We start from the raw sequence: 26,946 nt of genomic DNA on the forward strand, positions 1-26,946 counted from the left end.
GAGATAAATATTCTACAAGATAAGACTTGGTGAACTAACCAAATTGAATTGATATGAAGAAATACATTTTGAACCAGGCAAATTGGGGATCACTCAAAGAGGAAAAATTTGAAATGGCCATATTACCATGGGGAGCTACCGAACCCCATAATTTTCATTTGCCATATGGCACCGATAGCCTGCAATCAGAGAAAATAGCAGAACTATCAACTTCCAAGGCTTATGATAAAGGCGTAAAAGCGATGGTACTTCCAGGGATCCCCTTAGGTGTTCAAAATCCAGGTCAAATTGATTATCCCTTTTGTTTGAATGCGAGTGCATCTACTCAATTGGCTATTTTGAAGGATATCCTAGGATCTTTGTCACGTCAGGGAATTCGGAAACTGGTGATCATCAATAGCCATGGTGGAAATGATTTTAAACCATTGATTAGGGAATTGCAACCTCTGTTTGATGACTTTTTTATTGGAGTTATTGATTGGTTTAAGGCTATGGATAATTCCCAATACTTTGATGAACCAGGAGACCATGCAGGAGAAATGGAGACCAGTATCATGCAATACCTTTTTCCTGATTATGTTTTGCCACTTAATTTAGCGGGAAATGGTGAGTCGATCGGTTTTAAACTTAAAGGATTGAAAGATAAACTGGTGTGGACTCCAAGAAATTGGGATATGGTGAGCAAGGATACAGGAGTTGGTAATCCAACATTGGCCAGTGCTGAAAAGGGAAAGATATTTTTGGAAATACTTACCGATAATATTTCAGATTTCATGATTGAGTTGAATACAGTAGATCCCCAAGATATTTATGATTTAAGAGAATAAAGGATGGTTTGGAATCTCTAGTTGTTAGTTTTTTAGGGAATTTGATATATAAATTAATTGAAATGAGGAAGCTATTGTTGTTGTTATGTTTAATGGGCCATTCTGTCTTTGCTCAGGTGGATTTTTTACTTCCAAAGCCACAGCTTGTTAAGGTCAATTCAGGTCAACTTTATCTAGAGGAAGTCTCTACTTCTATCGATTTACTGAATGGTCACTTTCAAAAATATTTGGAAGAATCCGGTGTGGAAAATATACAAGAAGGAAAGACAAAATTCTTGGTGAAAAAGGTAAATCTTATAGCAGGCGTGCAGATTAACCAAGATGAGGCATATCATTTAAAGATCGATAAGGACGGGATTACCATTGAGGCCATCCATGAAAAAGGGGCTTTCTATGCACTTCAAACTTTAGAGCAACTGAAAGATAAAGAGAACGAATCCTATCCCTATTGCGAAATTAAAGATTGGCCGGCTTTTCGAATCCGGGGCTTTATGCATGATGTTGGTAGGAGTTTCATTCCTATAGAGGAGCTTAAAGAGCAAATCAAGCGGCTTTCCAGATATAAAATCAATGTCTTTCACTGGCATTTGACCGAAGATCTGGCTTGGAGGTTGGAATCCGAAATTTTTCCAGAACTCAATGATGCGGGTAATTTTGAACGCTTTCCGGGTGAATATTATAAAAAAGAAGAGGTAGCTGAGTTGCTGGAATATGCCAAGGAACATCAGGTAATAGTTATCCCTGAAATTGATATGCCCGGACATAGTGGAGCGTTTCGAAGGGCCACGGGCCATGATATGCAATCCAAGGAAGGAATGGCCATACTTAAGTCATTAATGAGTGAAGTGGGGGAGATTTTCAGTGGGGTACCCTATATGCATATAGGTACTGACGAAGTACATTTTGTAAATGAAGATTTTGTTCCAGAAATGGTAGATCATGTCCGCGGTATGGGATTTAAAGTTATATCTTGGAACCCCGGCTGGCAGTATAAGGAGGGAGACATTGATATGCTTCAGTTATGGAGCTATCGTGGAAAGCAAATTGGAAATATACCTATCATTGATTCCAAGTTTCACTATATCAATCACTTTGATCCATTTGCCGATTTGGTTAGCCTGTATAGAAGCAATGTTCTGGGCCAATCACAAGGAAGTGACCAGGTTGCAGGATCCATACTGGCAGTTTGGAATGACAGGAAGTTAAACTGTGCTGAAGATCTCATCCGTGAAAACAATTTCTATCCATTAATGCTGACTTTTTCGGAAAGGCTTTGGAGAGGGGGGGGTGATGGATATTTTGATGAAATTGGAGTAAAATTTCCAGAATATGCTAGCAATTCATTTCAAGAATGGGAAGCTTTCGAGGATAGGTTATTGGCCCATAAATCCATGTATTTTAAGGAAATGCCATTTCCATATCTTAAACAAAGTAATATCCAGTGGGAAATCAGCGAGGCCTTTCCAAATGGAGGGAATTTGAAAAAGATTTTTCCGATTGAGAAAGACCTTTTAACTCCAACTAAAGAACTGGATGATAAATACCCTACCATTAAAACGCGAGGAGGGACGGTTTATCTTCGTCATGTTTGGGGAAAGCTGGTGCCTGCACTTTATCCTGATCCTAAAACTGATCATACGGCTTATGCTTTTACATGGGTATATTCACCTAAAAAGCAGCAGGTAGGGGCATGGATCAGTTTTCAAGATTATAGTAGGTCTGAAAAGGATTTGCCCCCTCCCAAGGGAAAATGGGATTATAAGCAAAGCAGGGTTTGGGTAAATGGACAGGAATTATTGCCCCCAGTATGGAAAAATACACATACTGAAAGGAATAATGAAATCTCTTTGTCCAATGAAAATTTACAAAGTAGGCCATTAATGCCCATTGAGCTATCAAGAGGGTGGAACAAATTGGTGTTGAAGCTCCCTGTTGGCGAATTCAGTAGCCAAGAAATAAGATTAGTAAAATGGATGTACACCTTTGTTTTTGATGATCAAAAGGGGCTTAGGTTTTCTACTAAACCTGACACTGAAAATTATTAAACAGTAGTCAATATGGTAAGGATTTTAACGATAACAGCATGGTTTATCATCATAATATTGTCCAATACGAATATTTTTGCCCAAGGAACCATCAAGGTGGCCTGTGTAGGAAATTCTGTCACCTATGGTGCGGGTATTAAAGATAGGGAGCTAAATTCCTATCCAGCCCAGTTACAAAAGCTGCTTGGAGAAGCTTATACTGTAAAGAATTTTGGACATAGTGGAGCAACTTTGCTCCGCAAGGGCCATCATCCCTACTATTTGACTGATGAATTCAAGGAGGTGGTTAGATTTGATGCGGATATTGCTGTTATCCATTTGGGTTTGAATGATACGGATCCCCGTAATTGGCCGAATTATAGATTGGATTTTAAAAGGGATTATTCTTGGTTAATTGATACCCTAAGAGTCTCTAATCCCAAAATGGAAATCCATGTGGCTATCTTAAGTCCTATTTTTAGTGGGCATCCGAGGTTTAAGTCAGGAACCCGGGATTGGCACAGTGAAATTCGTGAACAAATAATAGAGCTTTCAAAAGCTAATAATGTATATCTAATTGATTTTTATCAGCCATTCATTTCTAGGCCAGACCTATTCCCTGATCAGGTTCATCCCAATAAAGAAGGAGCAAAAATAATGGCAGAGCGGGTTTATGCCAATTTGAAAAATGATTTTGGAGGTCTTCGTATGACATCGATATTTGGGGATGGTATGGTGCTGCAGCGTGGGGACAGTATTCCTGTTTTTGGAAAGGGTGATCCAGGTAAACTAGTTGAGGTTAGTCTTTATGATAAATCAGCAAAAGTAAAGGTGGATCCCCAAGGTGAATGGATGGTGTATTTGAAAGATATAGCTGTTGGTGGACCTTATAAATTATCTATTCAGCAGGAAGATCAAATACTCAATTATACGGATGTAATGGTCGGTGATGTTTGGCTATGTATGGGGCAATCCAATATGGCTTTTCCTCTAAATTCATCAGTTTCTTGGGCAGAGGAAAGCTTATCTAAAGAAGAAACAAATATGCGTCTGTTTCAATATTTGCCTAATAAAGAAACCAATAACGCGTCTTGGGACAGCCTTACCTTAACTCAGGTGAACGAATTGTCCTATTTTACCAGTAAATGGAATGTTGATAAATCCGGGTTTTCTGCAGTTTCATACCATTTTGGAAAGGAATTGTCAAAGGAGGTAGTTGTTCCCATTGGCATAATTCAGCTGGCATTGGGAGGAGCCCCAATTGAATCATTTATATCGAGAGAGGTGCTAATGAAGGATGATTTATTGGTAGATATGTTGCATGATTGGGAAAATTCTGACTTTATCATGCCATGGGTGAGAGAAAGAGCAAAAGTAAATTTATCATCTAAATGGAATTCAACGCAAAGGCATCCTTATGAACCGTCATACATTTATGATGCTGCTTTGAGAAAAATTATTCCTTTTGGGATTAAAGGGATTCTTTGGTACCAAGGTGAAAGTAATGCCCATAACCCTGAATTATATGTTAGGCAATTTCAAGCCATGATTGAGGATTATCGCCTTAAATGGAAAAATCTCACGCTTCCTATTTATTTTGTACAACTTCCTAGCCTTGCACGACCTTCATGGCCTACTTTTAGAAATATGCAACAAGAATTAAATTATACTCTCCCAAATTCTCATATGATAGTCACATTGGACCTTGGTGATTCACTGGATGTGCATCCCAAGGCAAAAAAAGAAGTGGGACGAAGGTTAGCTTTGAGTGCCATGGGTAATGGATATGGAATGGAGGTTTTGTCAAAAGGACCTGAACTGGAGCATATTAAATTCAATGGAGATAAACTAGTTCTCATTTTCAAGAATGCTGGTAGCTTACAAACCAATAATGGAGGCCCGGTTTTAGGGTTTGAGTTATTGAGTGATCAAGGGAAAAGGTTTCCTGTAATAGGAAGAATAGAGAAAGATACGGTGGTTTTACCTGTTCCTGATAATATTTTACTTTCCAAAGTCCTATATGGTTTTGAGCCGTTCAGTCGGGGGAATTTGGTCAATGAGGCTAATTTACCATTAGGGACAAGCGAATATAAAATTGAAAAATAATACTATCCGTTAAATTTTTATTACTTCGAAAATCCGTTTTTAAAATATTCTTGAGGGTTTAAATTTCGTAATAATGAATTTTAAAATACCAATTTATGAATTTTTAAACAGGCAAAGAGAATTAATAGGAGCTGCTTTTTAAAGAAAGTTAAATTGGATGTTTTTTAATTTTTTTTGGATTGAAATTATATTTTTTGAATGCCTTTAAGTTTGGTCTTTGCCAATATTTGCCAAAAGTTGGCATTGATTAAGGCTAATTGCCATAAAAGGGCGCAATTGTAATGTATTTTTAATTGACTGGATATATGAAAATAATCAATGGGATTCCAGTCTTGTTAATTTGTTTTTTAAAAGTAAACGATTGACAAATCTGTCCATGTTAACTAAATCCATGAAAACTAAATAATTATGAAAAGAACTGCATTAATTCTCTGTTTAACACTGGTCTTTAGTGGACTCTTGGCTCAAGAAAAGCCAAATATTCTAGTGATTATGGGAGACGATATAGGCTATTGGAATTTAAGTTATAATAATAAAGGAATGATGGGGTATATGACCCCCAACATTGATAAACTTGCTGCAGAGGGAGCAACTTTCACAGATTATTATGCCGAACAATCCTGTACTGCTGGTAGAGCAGCCTTTATTACAGGTCAAATGCCCGTTAGGACTGGAATGACTAAAGTAGGCATTCCGGGTGCGACCTTGGGAATTCAACCTGAGGATCCCACTTTGGCAGAACTTTTAAAACCTTTAGGGTATGCTACTGGACAATTTGGAAAAAATCATTTGGGTGATTTGGATGAGTTTTTGCCCACCAACCATGGTTTTGATGAATTTTTTGGGAACCTATACCATTTGAATGCAGAGGAAACACCAGAAAATCCATACTATCCTAAGAATCCAGAATTTAGAAAGCAGTTTGGTCCTAGAGGGGTTATAAGAAGTTCTGCGGATGGTAGTGTCGAAGATACAGGGCCATTGACCAAGAAAAGAATGGAGACGATTGATCAGGAAGTGCTGGATGCTACTACGGATTTTATTGATAGACAGGTTAACAATGATAAGCCATTTTTTGTATGGTTCAATACAACCCGAATGCACTATGTGACCCACGTACCAGAGGAATATGCTGGTAAAACAGGGCTTAGTGAATATGCTGATGGTATGGTTCAGCATGATGATCAGATAGGCAAGTTATTGAACAAATTGGAGGAACTTGGTGTAGACGATAACACCATTGTCATTTACACTACGGATAACGGACCTCATTTTAACATGTGGCCTGACGGAGGAATAACACCATTTAGGGGTGAAAAGAACACCAATTGGGATGGAGGTTACAGGGTACCTTGTATAATAAAGTGGCCAGGAAAAATCCCTGCCGGTAAAGTGTTTAATGAAATTGTTTCTGGTAATGATTGGCTACCTACATTAATGGCGGCAGTGGGAGATGACAACATCAAGGAAAAGTTGATGTCTGGCTATCAGGTAGGAAATATGAACTATAAGGTGCATTTAGATGGCTATAATCTTTTACCTTTTTTAACTGGTGAAAGAGAAATAGGTAGGGACCAATACGGAGCCACTAATTGGCCTCGTAGGGAATTTTTCTATTGGAATGATGATGGACAATTGGTTGCCATGCGCTATGACCGTTGGAAATTGGTATTTATGGAGCAACAGTCCTCCAAGTTTGGAGTTTGGATGTACCCATTCGTTCAACTAAGAATTCCTCTAATATTTGATTTGAGAATGGATCCTTTTGAAAGGGCTCAACACAATTCCAACAGTTATTATGAATGGATGGAAGGAATCATTCAGTTTGCAGGTGGCGCTTCACAAGTCATTGCCGGTAAAATGATCTCTTCTTTTCAGGAATATCCCCCAAGACAAAAACCTTCTTCATTTAATCTTGATGAAGTTATGGAATCTTTGACTGCTGGTCAAAAGGGTAACTAATGCCTAGTTGAGGTTAACCAAAAGGATTCTCGGATTATTCAAAACAGTATATTTTTTCTAGATAGGCAATGGAGGGTAGCTTAAATAATTGAAACTTAAATAATCTAATAAGCTATGAAAAAAATAACTTTAGTAATTATTATAACAATGGTCTTTGGGGCTATTTATGCCCAAGACAAACCCAATATCCTGGTGATATGGGGTGATGATATAGGGTGGGCGAATGTCAGCGTCTATAATCATGGGATGATGGGATATAAAACACCCAATATAGACCGCATAGCTAAAGAAGGTGCGATGTTTACTGATTGGTATGCGCAGCAGTCCTGTACGGCTGGTAGAGCGGCTTTTATCTTGGGCCAACATCCTTTTAGAACTGGTTTGTTGACCATTGGTATGCCTGGCGCCAAACAAGGTATTCAAGACAATCAACCGACCATAGCCGAGTTATTGAAGCCTCATGGCTATATGTCCGGTCAATTCGGAAAGAATCACCTGGGCGATAGGGATGAACATTTACCAACCAATCATGGATTTGATGAGTTTTTCGGAAACCTTTATCATTTAAATGCAGAAGAAGAACCGGAAAGCTATTATTATCCAAAGGATCCTGAATTTCATGAAAAATATGGTCCAAGGGGTGTGATTCACTCTTATGCTGATGGCAGGATGGAAGATACAGGCCCATTGACCAGAAAGCGTATGGAAACAGCTGATCAGGAATTTACCGATGCTGCTATTGATTTTATCGAAAGAACGCATGCAGCTGGTAAGCCTTTCTTTGTGTGGTTGAGTGCGACTAGAATGCACGTTTGGACACACTTAAAAGAAGAAAGTGTTGGGGTTACAGGAATTGGCTTATATCCTGATGGAATGGTAGAACATGACAAGGCTATAGGTAGGGTTTTGGCCAAGCTCGAAGAGCTGGGAATCATAGATAATACCATCATCATGTATTCTACTGATAATGGCGCAGAGAAATTCACATGGCCTGATGGAGGTACTACTCCATTTGCAGGTGAAAAAGGCAGTACTTGGGAGGGTGGATTCAGAGCTCCTTGTGTCATTCGGTGGCCAGGAGTGATTGAACCAGGAACGATCTATAATGATATTTTCTCACATGAGGATATGATGCCAACCTTGGTAGCAGCTGCAGGAGAACCTAATGTTAAGGAAAAGTTATTGACTGGATATCAAGCAAACGGCAAGAATTTCAAAGCTCATTTAGATGGATATAATTTGATGCCTTATTTCAAAGGAGAGCTTGATGAATCTCCTAGGCATGAAATCTTTTATTTTGATGCTGGAGGTAATCTGAATGCTATCCGTTATAACAATTGGAAACTGCACTTCACCATTATGGAAGGATCAATCAATGAGGCTTATCGCAAGCAGCCTAGCTGGCCAATTGTGATCAACTTAAGAGCTGATCCGTATGAGGTTTCTTGGAAGTCCGCTTTGTATACCAGATGGTATGCGGATAATATGTGGTTGTTTGTTCCTGCTCAGGAGTATGCTGCTGAGTTCTTGGCTACATTCAAGGATTTTCCACCTGTTAAGGGTGGATCGTTGTCCATTGATGCTGTGGTTCAAAGCATGACAGCGCACCCAAGTGCACAATAATTGGATAATAAGAAATCAACATCGGACAGGTATCATCCTGTCCGATGTTATTTTATGAAATAGCATTTAAACATAAATAATGCTAATATGAAAAGATATCATAGTTTATACTTGTTGAGTTTCATGCTAGTGGTTGGAGCATGCCATTCCCCTCAAAATGTAGAGAAGGAAGCTTCAGAAACTGTTTTAGTGGAGGAAACTCCTGTATTGGATTCTTGGAATGATCCCGCAAAATCAAAAATCACCTCATGGGTAGAGGCAGTTACCAATTCTTCAGCTTCATCATTTATTCCTGAAAGGGACAGGATAGCTGTTTTTGATAATGATGGCACTTTATGGACAGAACAACCCATTTATTTTCAGGTGGCCTTTGCCATAGATGAAATCAAAAGAATGGCTCCCGATCATCCTGAATGGTCTAGCCAAGGACCTTTCAAACCTTTATTAGAGGGAGATATTCCAGGTTTTTTGGCAGGAGGAGAAAAAGCCTTGGGTTCACTACTGGCCACTACCCACACCGGAATGACCACCGATGAATTTGACAAAAGGGTCAAAGCATGGATGAAAACGGCTACACATCCTGACACGGGCAAACATTATAATGAGATGATTTTTCAGCCTATGTTGGAATTGTTAGACTATTTAAGGGCTAATGGATTTAAAACATTTATTGTTTCAGGTGGAGGCATTGACTTTATGAGAGCTTGGACTGAGGAAACTTATGGAATTCCTCCTTATCAGGTAGTTGGCTCATTGAGTGGACTATCTTATGAAATGGATGGAGAAACACCAGTGTTAAACAAATTGCCCGAGCTGTATTTTAATGATGATAAAGCCGGTAAACCCGTAGGGATTTCAAGAAGCATAGGAAAACGACCTGTATTTGCTGCTGGTAATAGTGATGGGGATTATCAAATGCTGCAATATACATCTACTGGTTCAGGGGAAAGGTTTGGGATGTACATCCACCATACCGACTCTGTGAGGGAATATGCATACGATCGAGAGTCGCATATAGGTCAGCTAAATAAAGGCTTGGATGATGCGGAAAAATATAATTGGATGATTGTGGACATGGCCAAGGATTGGAAATTGATTTATCCGTATGAATTGAAATAAACTCAATTGGGTTCGCATAAAGCTTATAATAAGGAAGAGATTCATGAGCACATTAGATAGTATAAAGCAATTGCAGCAGCGTATGTCATCATCGATTATTGGCCAAGATGAATTGATTCATCGTTTAATTCTGGTTTTACTGGCTGATGGGAATATGTTGTTGGAAGGATTACCAGGTTTGGCAAAAACCCGGGCCATTAAGTCTTTGGCTAAAGCACTGGAATGTGGATTGAGCAGAATTCAGTTTACGCCAGATCTGCTGCCTTCAGATGTGACAGGGACTGAGATTTATCAACCAGAGCTTAAAGAGAAGTTTGTCTTTCAGCAAGGTCCTATTTTCAGTAACCTGATTTTGGCAGATGAAATTAACCGTGCACCAGCAAAGGTTCAGTCTGCGTTGTTGGAAGCCATGGAGGAAAGACAAGTGTCTGTGGCTGGAAAGACCTATCCAATGGATCCGCTTTTTATGGTAATGGCAACCCAAAACCCTGTAGAGCAAGAAGGAACTTATCCGCTTCCAGAAGCCCAGATGGATCGTTTTCTGATGCATGTGATGATCGACTATCCAGACGACATAGCAGAATTAGAAATTTTGCGGTTAAATCGCGCTGAGCAGAAAAAGGAAAAAGAAAAAGAGGAGACACGGCTTTCTCCAGAGATTATTTTTGAGGCCAGAAAGGAAATCTTTGCAGTGAGTATTTCTGAAAATATGGAAAAGTACATTGTGGATATTATATCGGCCACAAGATATCCCGAAAAATACAGTGAAGAATTGGCTACTTGGATAGATTTTGGAGCGAGTCCGCGGGGTAGTATAGCCATTGACCGGGCATGTAGGACTCATGCTTGGATGGAAGGCAGGGACTTTGTTTCTCCAGAAGATATCAGGGCTGTAGTTCATGATTGTCTTCGACATCGACTGATCCTAAGCTATGAGGCCAATGCAGATGGAATCACTGCTGATAAGGTGTTAGAGACTGTTTTGAAGGAGGTAGCGGTAGTAGCATAAAAAGCTTAGGCTATGGGGAATGGTAAAGAAATTTTTCCGGAGGATATTTTCATTTCCTTAAAGGAGTTATTAGGGATGGAGCACCTTGCGCTACACTTTAGCCTATTGGCCAGAAAGCAAAAAGTCAATAGCATCTTGGGAGGGAAACATGCCTCCAAATTGAGAGGTAGAGGCTTGGATTTCGAAGAAGTACGGAATTATGTAAACGGGGATGATATAAGGAATATTGATTGGAAAGTAACAGCCAGAACTCATCAAACCCATACCCGGGTATTCACTGAGGAAAAGGAAAAGCCTGCCTTAATCGTAGTGGACCAGTCCAAATCCATGTTTTTTGGATCGCAGAAATACACCAAATCAGTAGTAGCTGCGAGGTTGGCGGCCATGGTGGCTTTTAGGGTTTTGAAGGAGGGCGATAGAGTAGGAGGAGTGGTTTTTGCTGATCAAGGCATAGATATCGTTTTTCCCAAGCGGGATAGAAAAAATATTCTCCGATTTTTTGAAATGATTGTGAATAGAAACCATGAATTGGCGGAATCCTCACCGCTGAAGTTCGAGGAGGCCTTAAAAGAAACATTCAAAAAAACCAGAAATATAGTGACCCATGATTTTTTGGTGGTCGTGATCAGTGATTTCCTGAGGTATTCTCCACAGCTGACCAAATTCATCGCCCAAATTGCTCAGCACAATGATGTGCTATTGGCTAAAGTTACGGATCCTATGGAATGGGAAATTCCCGATATCAAGTTTGTAGCTGGCGACAGGGAAAGTCAGGCGGCTATTGATGGTGAGAAAAAAAACATAAGAGATAGTCTGCAAAATAGGTTTAAGTCAGACTTTGAAAAATTTAAGGGTGAGATGAAAAAGCATCGGGTGCCCTTGTTCAGCATCAATACGATAGAACCTGTGGATGTTCAGCTGAAAGATATTTTTAAAGGAGCAGTCAAATGAGGTATTTATTTCAATCGGACAGCATTCCCACAAATGACTCAACTGCCGTGGCCCAATTACTACAAGGAGCGAAGCTTTACGAGCCTGAATCGGTGAAGTTCAGCTTTGAAACAGTTGGATGGACAATTGTAGGAGTGATATTGTTGTTGGGTGTTTTGGTATTGATGTTTATTGTGGTTAGGCGATATATCCGAAATAAATATAGAAGAGAGGCTTTAAAGAGCATTAAGAGTATATCAGGGGAAGAGCAGCGTTTATTGGAAGTTTTTGTGGTGCTGAAGAATACTGCCATGAAGACTTTTGGCCGTAAAAAAGTAGGAGGATTATATGGGCATGATTGGTTGGCATTTTTGGAAAAAACTGGAAAGCAGGTGAAATTCTTGGATAGGGAAGAAGAGTTTCTCTCAGCTTTATACAAGAATGCTTTATTGTCCCAAGAGGGCAAGCACAAGCTATTGGTCAATGCAGAAAAATGGGTGAAAACACATGCCAGAGAACTTTGAAATAGGGAATATGTGGGCTTTGTTCCTGTTGCCTTTGCCTATTTTGGTGTATTGGCTATTGCCGCCTATGCGGATGAAAAGTGCATCGATCAATTTACCTACTTATACCAAAGTGTTGAATCAAACAGGTCAAAAGCCACGAAAGGCTGCTATGGTAAAGCGTAAAGGTTTCATTTCATGGTTTTACCTGACTTTGATATGGTGTTTGCTGCTGGCGGCTCTTGCTTCGCCCCAATTGATAGGGGAACCTGAATTGAAAGTAAAGACATCTAGGAGTTTTTTGATTGCCGCTGACATCTCTTTTAGTATGGCCACAAATGACTGGACGATTGACGGTCAAAAGGTTCGGCGCTGGGATGCCGTTAAAAAGGTGATGCATGATTTTATAAAAAAAAGAGAGGGTGATAGAATGGGCTTAGTGTTCTTTGGCTCCAATGCCTATATCCAAGCTCCCTTTACTCCAGACTTGGAAACTGTCGATCAAATGCTGGAAGAGGCAGATGTGGGCATGGCCGGTCAAATCACCAATATTGGGAAAGCCATAGTCAAAGGCACAACACTCTTTGAAAAAGATACAATTGAAACCAAGGTTATGCTTTTATTGACGGATGGAGTGGATGCAGGTATTGATGTGTTGCCCTTGGATGCTGCTGATATGGCCAAAAAGGATTCGGTGATCATTTATACCATCGGCATTGGTGATCCATTTGGAAACCAAAGTGATTTGGATGAAGAAACACTGGAAGAAATTGCCGATATGACTGGGGGACAATATTTCAGGGCCATAGATGCTGATCGGTTAAACGAGATTTATGATGAGTTAAATAAGCTGGAACCCATTGAATATGAAGAGGAGGAAAACAAGCCCGTAACTTTGCTTTATATCTATCCTCTTGGGGCAGCTCTGGGGCTTATGCTCTTGGGAATGCTGATTGGAAATGTAGGAAGTACCTTGAAGAAGATGCAAAGAAAGGAGGCTTATGTTTGAGGGGGTGTTTCCGATAGATTGGGAGGCTTTCCATTTTCTGCGTCCTAAATGGTTATGGTTGATCGTTCCTGCGGCTCTTTTTCTTTTGTGGGGGATTTTCAGTATCAGGGGAGAGGTAAGGTGGAAAAAAGTCATAGCGCCTCATCTTAGGAATTATGTGATCCGAAAGGGCAGCGAAAAGGTGAAAGTATTGATGCACTGTTTACTTTTTATAGGTTTTTGCATTGGGGTCATGGCCTTGTCAGGTCCTACTTGGAAAAGGGTGGAAGTTTTAGGGCAGCAGTTAGAGACTCCCTTGGTAATTTGTTTGGACTTATCACAGAGTATGATGGCTGAGGATATGCAACCGAATCGATTAGAAAGGGCCAAATTTAAAATCAATGATTTTTTGGATCAAAACCCTCAAGCAAGGGTAGCTTTGGTGGCCTTTGCTGGTACTGCGCACACAGTTGTTCCTTTGACAAGGGATTATGATATCATCAGGAGCCATGTGGAAGGTTTGTCTCCCTCTGTTATGCCTATCCAAGGATCTGATTTAGGGGCGGCTTTGGCCGTGGCCGATACCCTCATGAGTGTGACTACTGCTCCAGGCACAGTATTGATTATGTCTGATGATTTTGAAGATAAGGAATTTGAAGAGATCCAAAAGTTTGTCAGTGGTTCAGATAATCAAATAGAAATATTGCCTTTCAATACTCCCATGGGAGCAGCTATTCCCAACCCTTCCGGAAGAGGAAATATAAGGGAGAGGGGAGAGGAAGTCCTTTCTGTATTGAATAATCAGATTATTCAAAAACTCAATTCATTGGAAAAGGCAGAAGTAACCCCATTGACCTTGGATGAAAGTGATGTGGAAAAGATCAGCAAAAAAGTAAAAGCAGGTTTGATTTTTATCGAAAAGCCGGGGGAAAAAGATAATCAGTGGCAGGATAAAGGGCTTTTATTGGTTATACCAATGATTGTGTTGTTTTTAATGTGGTTCAGAAGAGGCTGGGTTCTTTATGGCTTGGCCCTACTGATTTTTAGCTCTTGCGGGAAAGTAGATAGTTTTGAGGACCTATGGTTTACAAGTGACTATCAGGGGCAAATGCTTAGTAATAAAGGGAATTATGAAAGAGCTGCAGAAAAATATGATGATCCCATGAGGCAAGGAGTAGCTTATTTTAAATCCGGGAAGTTTACTGAAGCCATTCAGGCTTTTTCCAAAGATACCACTGCAGAGGGAGCTTTTAATTTGGGTTTGGCCTATTACAAAAATGGTGATATGACGGCTGCCAGTGCCGCCTTTGGTTTGGCCAGTGAGATGGACCCAAGCATGGAACAAGCAGCCACCAATAAGGACGCAATGAGCAAAATGTTGGGAGAAACCGATGAAGTCAATCCTGAAGATGCGCAAGAAGCAGAAAGTGGCAGAGCGGATAATACCAAAGAGAATGATAGTATGGAAGATTTGAGTGGAGGCGGACAGGAGGCCACCAAAGAGGATATGGAAAAGGAAAGACTGTCCGAAACAGTCAATACGGATATCAGGAAAGCAAAAGAACTTGATGAAGTTCCTGATGATATCAGTGCATCCAAGCAAGAGGCCAGTGAAAAAGTATTGATTCAAAAAGTGGATGATGACCCTTCGTTGTTTATCAAAAGGAAATTTGAATACCAACTTAAGAAAGGCAAAGTAAAGCCACGCTCCAATGAAAAGGCTTATTAAATATATATGGATTGCTTTTGGTCTGTGCCTTGGCATATTGACCTCCTTGCCTTCAAAAGGACAGCAAGTTTGGGAAGAAGTGCATCTAAGCCGATCGAGTGTTTATGTGGGACAACCTGTCAATGTCAGCATTAAAGTTTACACTTCGACTTGGTTTACCAAAGGGATCGATTTAGGAAATCTTCAGGTGAATGGGGCATTTACTAATTATTTCAGATCGGTCAATGGATCGTTTTCCAGAAATGGCAAGACCTACTCCAATGTGGAATTGATCTATCAGGTATTTCCCTACAAAGAAGAGGATGTGATGTTTCCTTCTCTTGAGATTACCATTGAAACTCCCCCTGAAGGAGATTATAAGGGGGTGAAGATGAAGGTGAGTTCAGACGAAAAACTGATCAAAGTCAAACCTATTCCTCCTGGCTTTGAAACAAACGATTGGCTGGTGGCTACAGGCTTATCTGTTAATGATAGATGGTTGGGAAGTCTTAAGGAGGTAAAAGTGGGAGACGTCCTTGAGCGAAGGATTGTAAGGACAGCCTCAGGAACTATGGCCAGGTTGATTCCTCCTGTGCAATGGGATTCCGTTCCGGGATTAGGACTCTACCCTTCCAGAACTGAGGTGAATGATAATAAGGGAAAGACAGAAATTAGCTCGTCTAGAACTGAGTCCATGCGATATCTTTTTGAAAAGGAAGGGGAGGTCACCATTCCAGAAATGGTTTTTCATTGGTACAATCCCTATCAAGATAAGCTTTACAAAAGGACTCTCAAAGAAGTCAAAATTGAGGTTAAACCCAATCCTAATATGGGCATGTTGGCATCCATCAGGGATTCTTTGGCGACACAACAAGCTCAATTGGTTTTGGAAGCTGAAGAAGATAAGCCATTTGAATGGTTGGGTTTGTCATGGAAACAACTGGTGGTTGTAGGTTTGGTCATTGTGGCGCTTATCTATTTTTTGATCAAAATCGTTCAGCGTTTGATTGCTTGGAGCAAGGCAAAAAGGCAGGCTTACCTTCATTCGGAAAGGTATTATTGGGACTTGTTCAGGAAATCTGTTCAAAAAGGTCATCACAAGGAAGCCCTCAAGGCAATTTACCGATGGATTGATGAGCTGGACTTGAAAGAGCCAAGTTTGAATTATTTTATTCGTGTTTATGGAACTTCTGATTTGAAAGCGAGACTTGATTCCCTGAACGGGAAAATTGAAACATCATTTTTTAATAATCATCTTGATGATTTTCATTTATCCAGAAAGCGGTATTTAAAGAATAAAGAAAGGGCTTTCAGACAACCTCGATTTTGGATCAATCCTTAATTTTTTCTTTTGCTATTGCATTTATCTTTATTGGTTAGGACTTTTTTATCGAAAGGGAATAAACTTACGTAGATCATGGCTTGACCTATTCTTGTAGTAGAGTAGTAGTAATGGTAGGGGAGTTCTTCAATAATCGAAATAATGGTTTAAATAATAAATTAATGGTGTTGTATAGTTTTGTGCTTGACTTAATTCCTTTCTCGTAAACAATAAAGTCAGCTCAGAAGGAATAAGCGGACTTGAATCCTTTATTTAATATTGTATTTCCAGCTTTTCCTTAAACTTTGGCCTACATAACATTTCCTTTTTCACTACTATCTGTGTCCGATATAGATACTTAATTAAACACAAGTTTTGAATTGTATTCAAATAATAAATCTGCTAATTTTTTAGGTTATACTAAAGGTGATTTTCGCATAGTTTTCCTCATTCATTCCTAAAGCGGATATACCTAAACAGTGGTAACAGGCATTGTATTCTTTAAATTTTCTTTTATTAATTGCAATCCCTCAAAAATCCTCAAGGACAAATTATTGAAGTTTTGAATATTTAATATCCAACGGTAGCTTATTAATAATCAGTACTTTTTCTAGCACTATATTTACAAGACATTCAAGTAATACCCTTTATCCACCATACCTGCGGCACCGATTATTATTGCTTTTATTTTCATAGGTTTCGCATTTTATTTTAACTGTAGTATAGTTTGCATTATGTCTTGAATATCAAATAAATAAAGTTGGTTTTCCAAATAATTGTGTCGCTTTTGTTAAAGGAAAACTTGATTAATTTATTGAAGGAATTTTTAAAAGATAAACCGATAATAATTTATGAACAGGGGAAATTTAAAGAATTATTCTTTAAATTATTTATAGAATTATTGAATTGAATAATTAGGTCAAATTAGCTTATAAATCCCCACACCTAAAGAGACGATGAATAAGAAATGCCTAATTTTTATACAATGTTTTCTGCTTCTTTTTACGGGAGTGGGCGCTAAGGGGTATGCTCAAGAAATAAGCAAGGAAAATTATTCTCCTTATGATTTGCTATCAAGCTATTATGAAGAGGGATTCGAGCCATTCAAAAAGGGGAATTTTTATACTGGGCTTTCTTTTTCTCTTACTGACAGGAAACTGGAAAACACCGATTTTTTGATTCAAAAAGTAATTGATGGTGAGCATTTAGATTATGATGTGACCTTAAAAGGCGGCTATTATACGGGTGATTATGGGATGGTGGGAGTGGATGTGGAGTTTTACCAGGATAAGTTCACCGGTATAACCTTTCAGGACCCGGATTCTTTACAATCCAATAGGATCAGTAGGGGGCTTTCAGTTAGTCCAAATTTTAGGTCTTCGGTACCTTTGACAAATGATGAACGGCTAAGTTTTTTCACTGTTCTAGGAGTCACTTTTGGAGGCGGAAGAACTTTAAGTCGTAAAACAAAAAATTTGGATGAAATCGAAAAGGTGTATGGGTCGGAATTTAACTTTCGAGTTGGCTTAAGTCCTGGACTGACCTTTTTTGTTATGGAGGCTTTTGCGATAGAAGTGCAGCTGGATGTTCTTGGCTATGATTTAAAGGTGACAAAAAATACCATGAACAATACTGAAACGGCTATAGAAACTCGTCAGAACATAGATTTTAATATAAATCTGCTTTCATTGGATTTAGGCTTGGCCTATTATTTCGGTGCAAAATCACATAAATATTAGTGTTATGAAGACTGCTGGCCTTTTATGTATAGTTTTGATATTATACTCCTGTGTGAATGAAGATTTTTTTGGATTATCCAGCTATGGAAATATAAAGGCCTTAGAACTTAGCAATCAAGCTAGTAATTCACTTATTGACTTGGAACAAAAAACAGTAACGGTGGAATTTCCAGCAGGCATTGATCTTAGTAGTATAAGGATTCAAAAAATGACAATTTCCACTTTTGCCATCGCAGATAGAAACATTGGAGATATTATAAATTTAGAAGATGAGAAAGAAATTTCGATTACTGCCGAGGATGGGACTGTTACTATTTGGACATTAATTCCATTAGTGGCTTCAGCAACGCCACAATTAGTAAATGGAGATTTTGAGCTTTGGTACAAAACCAATTCGGGTTATTATGAACCAGGAGAAAGCAAGGAGAACACCATTTGGGGAACGGGAAATCAAGGGACTTATATATTGAATAAGTTGGCAACTGTTCCTTATGAAATCGAGGATGGAAATTTGGCTGCTAAATTGATCACCTTAGATAACGGAGTATTGGGCGGAACTTTCGGGGCTCCAATTGCAGCAGGATCCATTTTCACTGGTGTATTTAATACAGACAATCTAGATCCAAGAAACCCTGAGGCTGCCATTGATTTTGGTATGCCTTTTAGTGGAAGGCCAACCAAATTGAGGTTTAAATATAGTTATAGACCAGGAGAGAAAAATGAGGACAGAAATGGTAATGCATTGCCCTATTCGGATATGGCTGATATTTATGCATTTTTGGAGGTAAGATCTAATGGGAAAATTGAACGCTTGGCGACAGCTTGGTTTAGAAGTGGCGAGGAAGTATCCGATTTGACCACTATGGAGGTGGATTTCTATTATGGTCAGCTTGATCCCGGTTTTCCCGAATATTTGTTCCCAGTTGATCAGGAATTTGTCAGTGAGGACTCTGCACAGTACATATTGCCAACATATATTACTTTCGTGGCATCTTCAAGTTTTGATGGAGTAAATTTTGCAGGTGCAGTTGATAGTGAGCTTATCTTGGACGATGTCGAAATGGTATATGAATAATATAAGATGGTGTTAAAATATTCCTTGAAATCCTTTAAATGATATTTATTGGTATTGTATTAAAATAAACTGTTTTGAGTCATCATACGGCCTAGTTTTGTTCTCAAAATGGCAAAAAAACTTTTAATTTTTTGACAATACTGCAAAGAGAAGTGTTTAATTGATGAAATAATGCTGAGGGTTTATTATCTTTAAAGCTCCCAAAAAACCTAGATGATTTTCCCTTGATTTGGATTTTTAGTAGGCAAAGGGGAATTAAGTAAATAACTAACAACATAAATATGAAGGATTTAGCAGACATTGGGCTAATAGGATTGGCAGTAATGGGTGAAAACTTGGTCTTAAACATGGAGAGCAAGGGCTTTACTGTTGCTGTATTTAACCGTTCTACTGAAAAAGTAGATAAATTTATTGAAGGAAGAGGCGCAGGAAAAAAATTCATTGGTACTCATTCAATAGAAGAGCTTGTAGGAGCTTTGGAGACTCCAAGGAAGGTAATGATGCTCGTGAAAGCCGGTGATCCAGTTGACCATTTTATCGATCAGATAATTCCTCATTTAGAACCAGGTGATATAATCATAGATGGTGGTAACTCTTATTATGAGGATACTATCAGAAGAACAAAATATGTAGAAAGCAAAGGATTTAAGTTTATTGGAACTGGTGTTTCGGGTGGGGAAATAGGAGCCTTACGTGGTCCATCCATGATGCCCGGAGGTAGTAAGGAAGCATGGCCACAAGTAAAGGAGATTTTCCAAGCTATTTCGGCGAAAGTAGACGGGGGTGTTCCTTGCTGTGATTGGGTGGGAGCAGATGGTGCAGGTCACTATGTGAAGATGATTCACAATGGCATCGAATATGGTGATATGCAAATCATCAATGAAGCTTATCAATTTATGAAGGATGTACTTAAAATGTCCTATGATGAGATGCATGCTACCTTCAAAAAGTGGAATGAGGAGGAATTGGATTCTTATTTGATTGAGATCACAGCAGATATCATGGCTTATAAGGATATCGATGGAGAGCCAATGGTAGAGAAGATCTTGGATACTGCTGGTCAGAAGGGAACTGGTAAGTGGACAGGAATTGATGCCATGCACCTAGGTGTTCCTTTGACTTTGATCGCAGAATCAGTGTTCTCTCGTTTCTTATCTGCTCAGAAGGACCTTAGAGTAGAAGCTTCAAAGGTATTTAAACCTACTGAGGTGAAGTTTGATGGAGATAAGGCAAAAATGCTGGATGATCTAAAAATGGCACTTTATGGTGCGAAGATTATTTCCTATGCCCAAGGCTATAATCTATTGATGGAAGCTTCAAAGGCCTATAATTGGGAGTTGAACTATGGTGATATAGCCTTGATGTGGAGAGGTGGATGTATCATTCGATCTGCCTTCTTGGGTGATATCAAAAAGGCATTTGATAAGTCTCCTGATCTTCCACATTTGTTATTGGATTCCTTCTTTAAGGAAAAGGTTGAGACAGCTCAGCAGGGATGGAGAAATGTTTGTGCTACTGCAGTGATGAATGGTATTCCAGTACCTACCATCTCTTCGGCTTTGTGTTATTTTGATGGGTTCAAGACTGAACGTTTGCCAGCCAATCTACTTCAAGCACAGAGAGATTATTTTGGCGCACACACCTATGAGCGTATTGATAAACCAAGAGGAGAGTTCTTCCATACCAATTGGACTGGCGAGGGAGCAGATACCGTATCTACTGCCTATAATAGCTAATAGAGATTATTTTAGTCAATTTTTGGCTTGATGGATAAAAAAGGGGAAACACACGTTTCCCCTTTTTTGATTTTTTGAATTGAATTTATAATTCTTTCTCAAATGATGTGCATCCATATTACCCTGGACATTTTATAATTAAAGGGCCAGAATAAAATGATCGGAGCGATAAGAAGGTAGATGAGATATTTATCATCTATTCCAAAGGTCAGATAGAGAAGGAATGAAAGTGCAGCCTCCAGGATACATAATGCATAACTGATATACATGGCTCCAAAGAAAAATCCTGGTTCCTTTTCGAAACGGTGATTACAATTTGGACAGTTTTTATGCATTTTTGGGATGGACATAAAACCAAAAAAACCAGAATTTTCAAATACTTTTCCCTTTTGACATACAGGACATTTTTTCTTTAGGATATTGCTGATCATAATTGGTATATTATATTTTGAGCAAAATTAACTAGTATTTATAGCTTATATATGCTATATATGTTGCAGGTATTTGGATAAATAGGACATAGGTTTATGAGTGTGCTTAATGTGTTGAGTTTAGGTAAATTTGAAAAGGAAGTATTGCCCGATTTCTATTGTAATACTTTTAGCAAGCATTTGGCTGCCCATAAGGATGAGATAACGGTGCCCCATAAACATGATTTTTTTCTTACTGTTTTGTTTACAAAAGGTACAGGTATGCATGAAATAGACTTTGAACAATACCTTATTAGTCCAGGGAGTGTGTTTATGTTAAACCCTGGTCAATCTCACCATTGGGAGTTATCCAAGGACACTGACGGATATATTTTTTTTCATTCAAAGGAGTTTTTTGATGCCGTGTTCACAGAAAATACCATTTATGAATTCCCCTTTTTTTACTCATTATTGAATCCCTCCAAACTGCTTCTTAAGGCAGAGGATGTACCTTATATTTCTGATTTATTTCAAAGGGTTTATTCTGCCAAGATGGAGGAGAGTTATCTAAGGAAATCAAAAATCGTATCTTTATTGAACCTGATTTATATTGAATTGAGTAGCTTATACCTAAGCAGTTCAATAGGAGAACTATCAAAGCCCAGTACTTATTCTCTGCATTTGAGGGAATTTGAACTGTTGATTGAAGGGCATTATAAGAAAGAAAAATCAGTTGCCGCATATGCCGATATGATGAACATGACTTCTAGACACCTCAATCGGATGACCAAAGAGGCAATAGGAAAGTCTCCTTCAGAATTGATTGTTGACCGGGTAATACTTGAGGCCAAAAGATTATTAAGTCATTCCAAGACAAGCCTGTCTTTGATTGCTGAAGACTTAGGCTATGACGATTATGCTTATTTTTCTCGTTTATTTAGTAAGAGGGTGGGCATGGGGCCTTCAAAATTTCAAAAAATCTATCAAAACAAATAGTGCATATAAATTCGTGTTTCGTTCCTATTGGAGGAAAAAGACTGGTTGTGATTTATTATCTAAAAGTTGTAAGTGATCCAAATAACCATTTCCATGGAACATGACACTAACACCTAAAATCTTGCCCAAAGACTGATCATAACTGTCTTTAAAAGCCAAATTATCATTAATCTTTACTTCGACATTTTTATCCTTATTATTTATTTGTATTGTATGCCACTCGCTAGTGTTAATGCAAAAATCAATTAATTTATCAGTGCCATAATCTGCTTTTTCACTTAGTATATATTCACTGTGAGCACTGCATCCTTCGTTCGTAGTTTTAAACATTATCTTGGAATTTTCACCTACCACGCTGACATATATCGAATTGCAGCGTATGGCAGGCCAAAACTCACTGCTCTTTACTTTTGCATTGAAAAGAAAATTGTCTCCATTTGTTTCTGTTGTTTTAAAATTGTCCAGTCTAAGAACTATTATTTTGCTAGTATCCATGCCTAGTCGATTCAGTTCATTTCCATTAATATGAAATGCATAATTTGGAGAATTAAAGCTCATGGGGATTGGATAATACCGCATGGAATAAGGTTGCTCATAGTAATAGCCTAATGTTTGCCAATTTTTGGATTGGACAAATAATTTTTCAGAGCTTGCCAGGATAGCTTTTCTTTTTGTTCCAATATAAGGGTGGAAGACTCCGGGAAACCTTAGATAAAGAGATATTTTCTTATTGTATGGATTAAGGTAAAAGGGTTCTATTCCATTTCCTAGGTAAAGGAATAGTGAGTCTTTTGTAACTGGGATTGAATAGCTAAAGAATACTGTTGAGGGATTATTTCCTTCTATTCTTTCCAATTTTAGCTCCGCAAGTAATGATTCAGGATCTTCTACTTTGTTTCTTGTTAAAAGTAATACAGAAACCGAAATTACAGCTAGCAATAAGAGGCCTATAAGCACCTTTTTTTGAAAATTCTGTTTCTGTTGGACTAATATTGATTCTGGGTCTTTTACCTTTCCAAATTGCTGAAGGGCCTCTAAAGTAGCTGGCTGAGGAAAATAGGCTTCACCAGTTTTATTTTTACCAAAAATCCTTTTGAGGGTTGATTTGCTGATCAGGATTTTAGTTTCAATTTTTATTTTAAAGCTAAGTGTTTCAAAATCCTTGTTCTGCCAAGTTTTTGGAGAACCGTTATTGAACCTGTCTATGACGGCTTTTTTTATAATTTCTAAATGTTTTTCCCGTCTGCTCATTATTGTACTTAAATGCTGTTATTGGGCTAAGCTTTTTAAAGGTTCAATTGATAAAACTATATAAAAGACCTTTAAATCAAAAGCTGTATTAAGAAAATTAATTAAACTGGAAATTTGGAAAAAGATCTAATTACCAAATTTCTTTAATAGTTATATTATACAGCCTAGTTTTAAAGTTATATTTCCCTTGAACCGGTTTGGTAACTTGTTCATTTGATTTTTTAATGGTTTTTAAGTTGTTGTAAATCAATAGTTAAAATTGTTCATAATATTGGTTTTGCTTTGAGTTGGGATTTCCTTACTATTCATATTTTTTCGACTTAAACTTGGTAATGTTCGAGAACTAGGAGGCAAGGTTTAATAGTGTAATTATGGTTAAAGGCGATATAATGTTTTGATCCATTTTTCCTGATTCAGTATGCATCAAGTAACTATGACCTAAGTACCCAGAGCTCAATATCAATAATAATCAAACCCAAAAAATTATGCGACAAAACTTTACCCAAGTTCATTGGAGGTGGCGTAAAAGGATGAAATTAGCATTCATCCTCACCTTTTTAATGACCAGTTTCATTTTCAAAAACTCTTTTGGTAATAGCTCTAGCTATTCCAATCATTCTTTAAATAGTTTTCTATTTAAAAAAGTAGAAATCAGCGGCCTTGTCAAAGACAGCTTTGGTGAACCAATAATTGGGGCAACAGTATTGGAAAAGGGGACCAGTAATGGTGCGGTTACAGATATCGATGGAAAGTATCAACTAACGGTTGAGGACAATGCTGTTTTGGTTTTTTCATCTATTGGATACACTAAGCAAGAAGTTGAAGTAGGAAATAGTTCAACAATTAATATAGTATTGGAAACTGAGCTGACAGATTTAGAAGAAATGGTAGTTGTCGGCTATGGAGAAGTGAAGAAAAAAGACCTTACTGGTTCGGTCGGGGTAGTAGAGGGAAAGGACTTGGCCAATCGACAGACTACCCAAATTAGTCAAGCCTTGCAAGGAGCTGTTGCTGGAGTAATGGTTACTAGAAATAACAGTGGACCAGGTGCTACCAGTACCATTAGGGTTCGTGGGATCACTACTATTGGTGATAATGAACCATTGATCATCATGGACGGGGTGCCCATTAGAAGCATCAATGATGTAAATCCCAATGATGTGGAAAGTATTTCCGTCTTAAAAGATGCTGCTTCAGCTTCAATATATGGCTCAAGAGCAGCTGCAGGTGTGATATTAATTACCACCAAGCGTGCAGAAGAAGGAAAGAGCCAGTTGACCTATAATTATGAGTTTGGAATCGATAGACCTACTAGATTACCGGCTTTTGTCAATGCTCAACGCTATTTGGAAATGGCCAATGAGATGAGGTGGAATGATAGTGGAAACGGGGATAATGAATATCCTACTTATGAAAAGGATTTGGTTGATAACTATTATCAGCTCAATGCGGAAAACCCTGATTTGTACCCTATCACGGACTGGACAGATTTGGTGTTCAATAAAAATGCCCCTAGACAATCCCATGATCTGCGTATCTCTGCTGGAACGAAGAATATAAAGACCAATATATCCTTTGGATATGATAAAATAGACGCAATTTATGATCATAGGACTTATGAGCGTATTACGGCAAGAATTAATAATGACCTTTCAATCAACAATTTCATTACTGCAAGTGTGGACTTGAACTATAAGAGGACTATTTCTGAAGAACCTACACTAAATCCTATTGGAAGGGCAAGGATATCTGCACCTATTTATGCAGCACTTTGGAGTGATGGGCGTATTGCTGAAGGCAAACAAGGAGCCAATGTTTATGCTGAACTGCATGAAGGAGGATTCAATAATGGTAATTATAATCTTTTGGGAGGTCGAGCTGCTTTGCATATCACTCCCCTAGAAGGATTGAAAATCTCTGGGGTTATTGCCCCACAGTTTGGCTTTGACAAGGGCAAAAATTTCTCCAAACAAATTGCTTGGTACCAGTATGATGCCCCTACGGTATTCGGAGGATATATAGAAAACCATGCTTCAACCGATTTGAGCGAAACTCGAAATGACAATTATCAAGTTACTTCCCAGTTTTTGATCAACTACAATAAGTCTTTCGGTGACCATAATTTCAATGCTGTTTTAGGTTATGAAAATTTCTACGCATTTGTAGAAAACCTTGGAGCCTCCAGACAACAATATGAACTGTCTTCATTCCCATATTTGAATATTGGTCCATTGGATTACCGAGGCAACAGTGGTGGGGCTACCGAAAATGCCTACAGATCTTATTTTGGACGATTGATGTACAATTATGACAATAAGTACTTGGTTCAGGCCAATGTAAGGACTGATGGTTCTTCACGCTTCCATAAAGACCACCGATGGGGAACATTTCCTTCGGTTTCCTTAGGTTGGGTGGTTTCCCAAGAGGATTTCCTAGTCAACAGCTCAGCCTTGTCCTTTATGAAATTTAGGGCTTCATATGGAGCTCTTGGAAATGAAAGGATAGGCAATTATCCTTATCAATCCACCTTGAACTTCTCTAACACCCTGTTTTATGAAGGAAACAGTATAGTTTCAGCAAATACAGCAGCTCAGGTAGATTATGCCTTGCAGGATATCAGTTGGGAAACGACTAAGTCCTATAATATTGGTTTAGATCTAGGCTTTTTACAGGACAGGTTGACTGCGGCAGTTGATGTCTATAAAAAAACAACAAAGGATATGCTTTTGGAATTGTATATCCCCTTGAATATTGGTTTTGAGAGTCCACAGCAAAATGCGGGAGATATGAATACCAAAGGTTGGGAACTTGAGCTGGGCTGGAGAGATACAAAAGGAGAATTCAATTATTCCATTTCAGCCAATTTATCGGACTCCAAGTCAGTTATGGGTAACCTTTCAGGAACGGAATTTTTGGGAGATCAAATTAAAATCGAAGGAAATGAATTTAATGAGTGGTATGGATACCAATCCGAGGGAATTTTTCAAACTCAGGAAGAGGTGGACAATTCAGCGACCATAAGTTCAGCTACCAAGCCAGGAGATGTTAAATATGTAGATATCAGTGGGCCAAATGGTGTGCCAGACGGAAGTATTTCACCTGAATATGATAGGGTACTATTAGGTGGTTCTTTGCCCCGATATCTGTATGGTGGAATTATCAAAATGGATTTTAGAGGAATTGATTTTTCAGCTGCCTTTCAAGGAGTTGGAAAACAAAATTCTAGGACAGCTCAACGTATGGTGGAGCCGCTGCCAGAAAACTGGGGAAATATACCGGCAATTTATGAGGAGAGCTATTGGAGCTTGTACAATACAACTCAACAAAACCAAGTCGCTAGGTACCCAAGATTGAGCAGAAATAGCCTATCGAATAATTATACTATGTCGGATTTTTGGATGTTTAACGGTTCTTACTTCAGGCTTAAGAATGTGACCTTGGGTTATAGTCTGCCTAAATCGTTTACCGAAAAGATCAAGATCAATCGCCTGAGAGTTTATGGATCCGCATCTGACCTTTTCTCAATTGATAAGTTTCCTGATGGCTGGGACCCTGAGTCTGCTTTAGGCAACTATATCACCACCTCGTATTTATTGGGATTATCTGTGACTTTCTAAAA

19 protein-coding genes are annotated in these 26,946 nt (G+C 38.6%); 17 read left to right on the forward strand and 2 right to left on the reverse strand.

The features are described from left to right. The first annotated feature begins 53 nt into the window (after positions 1 to 53). From KMW37_RS12395 to gnd, 15 genes are all read left to right on the forward strand, one after another. Positions 54 to 827, forward strand: coding sequence for a creatininase family protein (locus KMW37_RS12395; RefSeq protein WP_215224948.1), 774 nt, complete (start codon positions 54 to 56; stop codon positions 825 to 827). 62 nt (positions 828 to 889) lie between these two features. Further along, entirely contained in the window at positions 890 to 2,872 is a 1,983-nt protein-coding gene (locus tag KMW37_RS12400) for a family 20 glycosylhydrolase (protein ID WP_215224949.1), read from the forward strand. A gap of 12 nt (positions 2,873 to 2,884) precedes the next feature. Continuing rightward, entirely contained in the window at positions 2,885 to 4,957 is a 2,073-nt protein-coding gene (locus KMW37_RS12405) for a GDSL-type esterase/lipase family protein (RefSeq protein WP_215224950.1), read from the forward strand. A gap of 408 nt (positions 4,958 to 5,365) precedes the next feature. Then, the gene (locus tag KMW37_RS12410; protein WP_215224951.1) at positions 5,366 to 6,919 is read left to right on the forward strand and encodes an arylsulfatase; all 1,554 of its coding nucleotides are present in this window, start codon (positions 5,366 to 5,368) and stop codon (positions 6,917 to 6,919) included. Positions 6,920 to 7,033: 114 nt separating this feature from the next. Next, positions 7,034 to 8,542 (forward strand): arylsulfatase, encoded by a 1,509-nt coding sequence (locus KMW37_RS12415; RefSeq protein ID WP_215224952.1) that lies wholly within the window; start codon positions 7,034 to 7,036, stop codon positions 8,540 to 8,542. 87 nt (positions 8,543 to 8,629) lie between these two features. Next, positions 8,630 to 9,661, forward strand: coding sequence for an HAD family hydrolase (locus tag KMW37_RS12420; protein ID WP_215224953.1), 1,032 nt, complete (start codon positions 8,630 to 8,632; stop codon positions 9,659 to 9,661). A 43-nt stretch (positions 9,662 to 9,704) separates the two neighbouring features. Further along, positions 9,705 to 10,670: an AAA family ATPase gene (locus KMW37_RS12425; RefSeq protein ID WP_246581469.1), complete on the forward strand. Its 966-nt coding sequence runs from the start codon at positions 9,705 to 9,707 to the stop codon at positions 10,668 to 10,670. A 12-nt stretch (positions 10,671 to 10,682) separates the two neighbouring features. Further along, entirely contained in the window at positions 10,683 to 11,621 is a 939-nt protein-coding gene (locus KMW37_RS12430) for a DUF58 domain-containing protein (protein WP_215224954.1), read from the forward strand. Further along, positions 11,618 to 12,124, forward strand: a complete 507-nt coding sequence (locus KMW37_RS12435; protein WP_215224955.1) for a DUF4381 domain-containing protein — start codon at positions 11,618 to 11,620, stop codon at positions 12,122 to 12,124. The genes KMW37_RS12430 and KMW37_RS12435 overlap by 4 nt, the downstream gene beginning before the upstream one ends. Next, positions 12,108 to 13,112, forward strand: a complete 1,005-nt coding sequence (locus tag KMW37_RS12440) for a VWA domain-containing protein (protein WP_215224956.1) — start codon at positions 12,108 to 12,110, stop codon at positions 13,110 to 13,112. Before KMW37_RS12435 ends, KMW37_RS12440 begins: the two co-directional genes overlap by 17 nt. After that, the gene (locus tag KMW37_RS12445) at positions 13,105 to 14,820 is read left to right on the forward strand and encodes a vWA domain-containing protein (RefSeq protein WP_215224957.1); all 1,716 of its coding nucleotides are present in this window, start codon (positions 13,105 to 13,107) and stop codon (positions 14,818 to 14,820) included. Before KMW37_RS12440 ends, KMW37_RS12445 begins: the two co-directional genes overlap by 8 nt. Next, positions 14,804 to 16,141, forward strand: a complete 1,338-nt coding sequence (locus KMW37_RS12450; protein ID WP_215224958.1) for a BatD family protein — start codon at positions 14,804 to 14,806, stop codon at positions 16,139 to 16,141. The genes KMW37_RS12445 and KMW37_RS12450 overlap by 17 nt, the downstream gene beginning before the upstream one ends. A gap of 935 nt (positions 16,142 to 17,076) precedes the next feature. After that, complete coding sequence (locus tag KMW37_RS12455; protein WP_215224959.1) at positions 17,077 to 17,859, forward strand: hypothetical protein; 783 nt, start codon at positions 17,077 to 17,079, stop codon at positions 17,857 to 17,859. A gap of 4 nt (positions 17,860 to 17,863) precedes the next feature. Then, the gene (locus KMW37_RS12460) at positions 17,864 to 18,934 is read left to right on the forward strand and encodes a PCMD domain-containing protein (protein ID WP_215224960.1); all 1,071 of its coding nucleotides are present in this window, start codon (positions 17,864 to 17,866) and stop codon (positions 18,932 to 18,934) included. Between the two features lie 281 nt (positions 18,935 to 19,215). Then, entirely contained in the window at positions 19,216 to 20,670 is a 1,455-nt protein-coding gene (gnd, locus tag KMW37_RS12465; protein ID WP_215224961.1) for a decarboxylating NADP(+)-dependent phosphogluconate dehydrogenase, read from the forward strand. 98 nt (positions 20,671 to 20,768) lie between these two features. On the opposite strand, the gene KMW37_RS12470 is transcribed toward gnd, so the two are convergent. Then, positions 20,769 to 21,101, reverse strand: a complete 333-nt coding sequence (locus KMW37_RS12470; RefSeq protein ID WP_215224962.1) for a DUF983 domain-containing protein — start codon at positions 21,099 to 21,101, stop codon at positions 20,769 to 20,771. A 96-nt stretch (positions 21,102 to 21,197) separates the two neighbouring features. Here KMW37_RS12470 and KMW37_RS12475 point away from each other — a divergent pair, with 96 nt between their 5' ends. Continuing rightward, the gene (locus KMW37_RS12475) at positions 21,198 to 22,076 is read left to right on the forward strand and encodes an AraC family transcriptional regulator (RefSeq protein WP_215224963.1); all 879 of its coding nucleotides are present in this window, start codon (positions 21,198 to 21,200) and stop codon (positions 22,074 to 22,076) included. 24 nt (positions 22,077 to 22,100) lie between these two features. Here the strand turns inward: KMW37_RS12475 and KMW37_RS12480 are convergent, their stop codons facing one another. Then, positions 22,101 to 23,015 carry a hypothetical protein gene (locus tag KMW37_RS12480; protein WP_215224964.1) on the reverse strand — a complete coding sequence of 305 codons (915 nt, stop codon included), beginning with the start codon at positions 23,013 to 23,015 and terminating at the stop codon, positions 22,101 to 22,103. Between the two features lie 842 nt (positions 23,016 to 23,857). Here KMW37_RS12480 and KMW37_RS12485 point away from each other — a divergent pair. Next, positions 23,858 to 26,944 carry a SusC/RagA family TonB-linked outer membrane protein gene (locus KMW37_RS12485; protein WP_215224965.1) on the forward strand — a complete coding sequence of 1,029 codons (3,087 nt, stop codon included), beginning with the start codon at positions 23,858 to 23,860 and terminating at the stop codon, positions 26,942 to 26,944. Positions 26,945 to 26,946: the final 2 nt, after the last annotated feature.

Source organism: Echinicola shivajiensis (assembly GCF_018642165.1).
Lineage (GTDB): Bacteria > Bacteroidota > Bacteroidia > Cytophagales > Cyclobacteriaceae > Echinicola > Echinicola shivajiensis.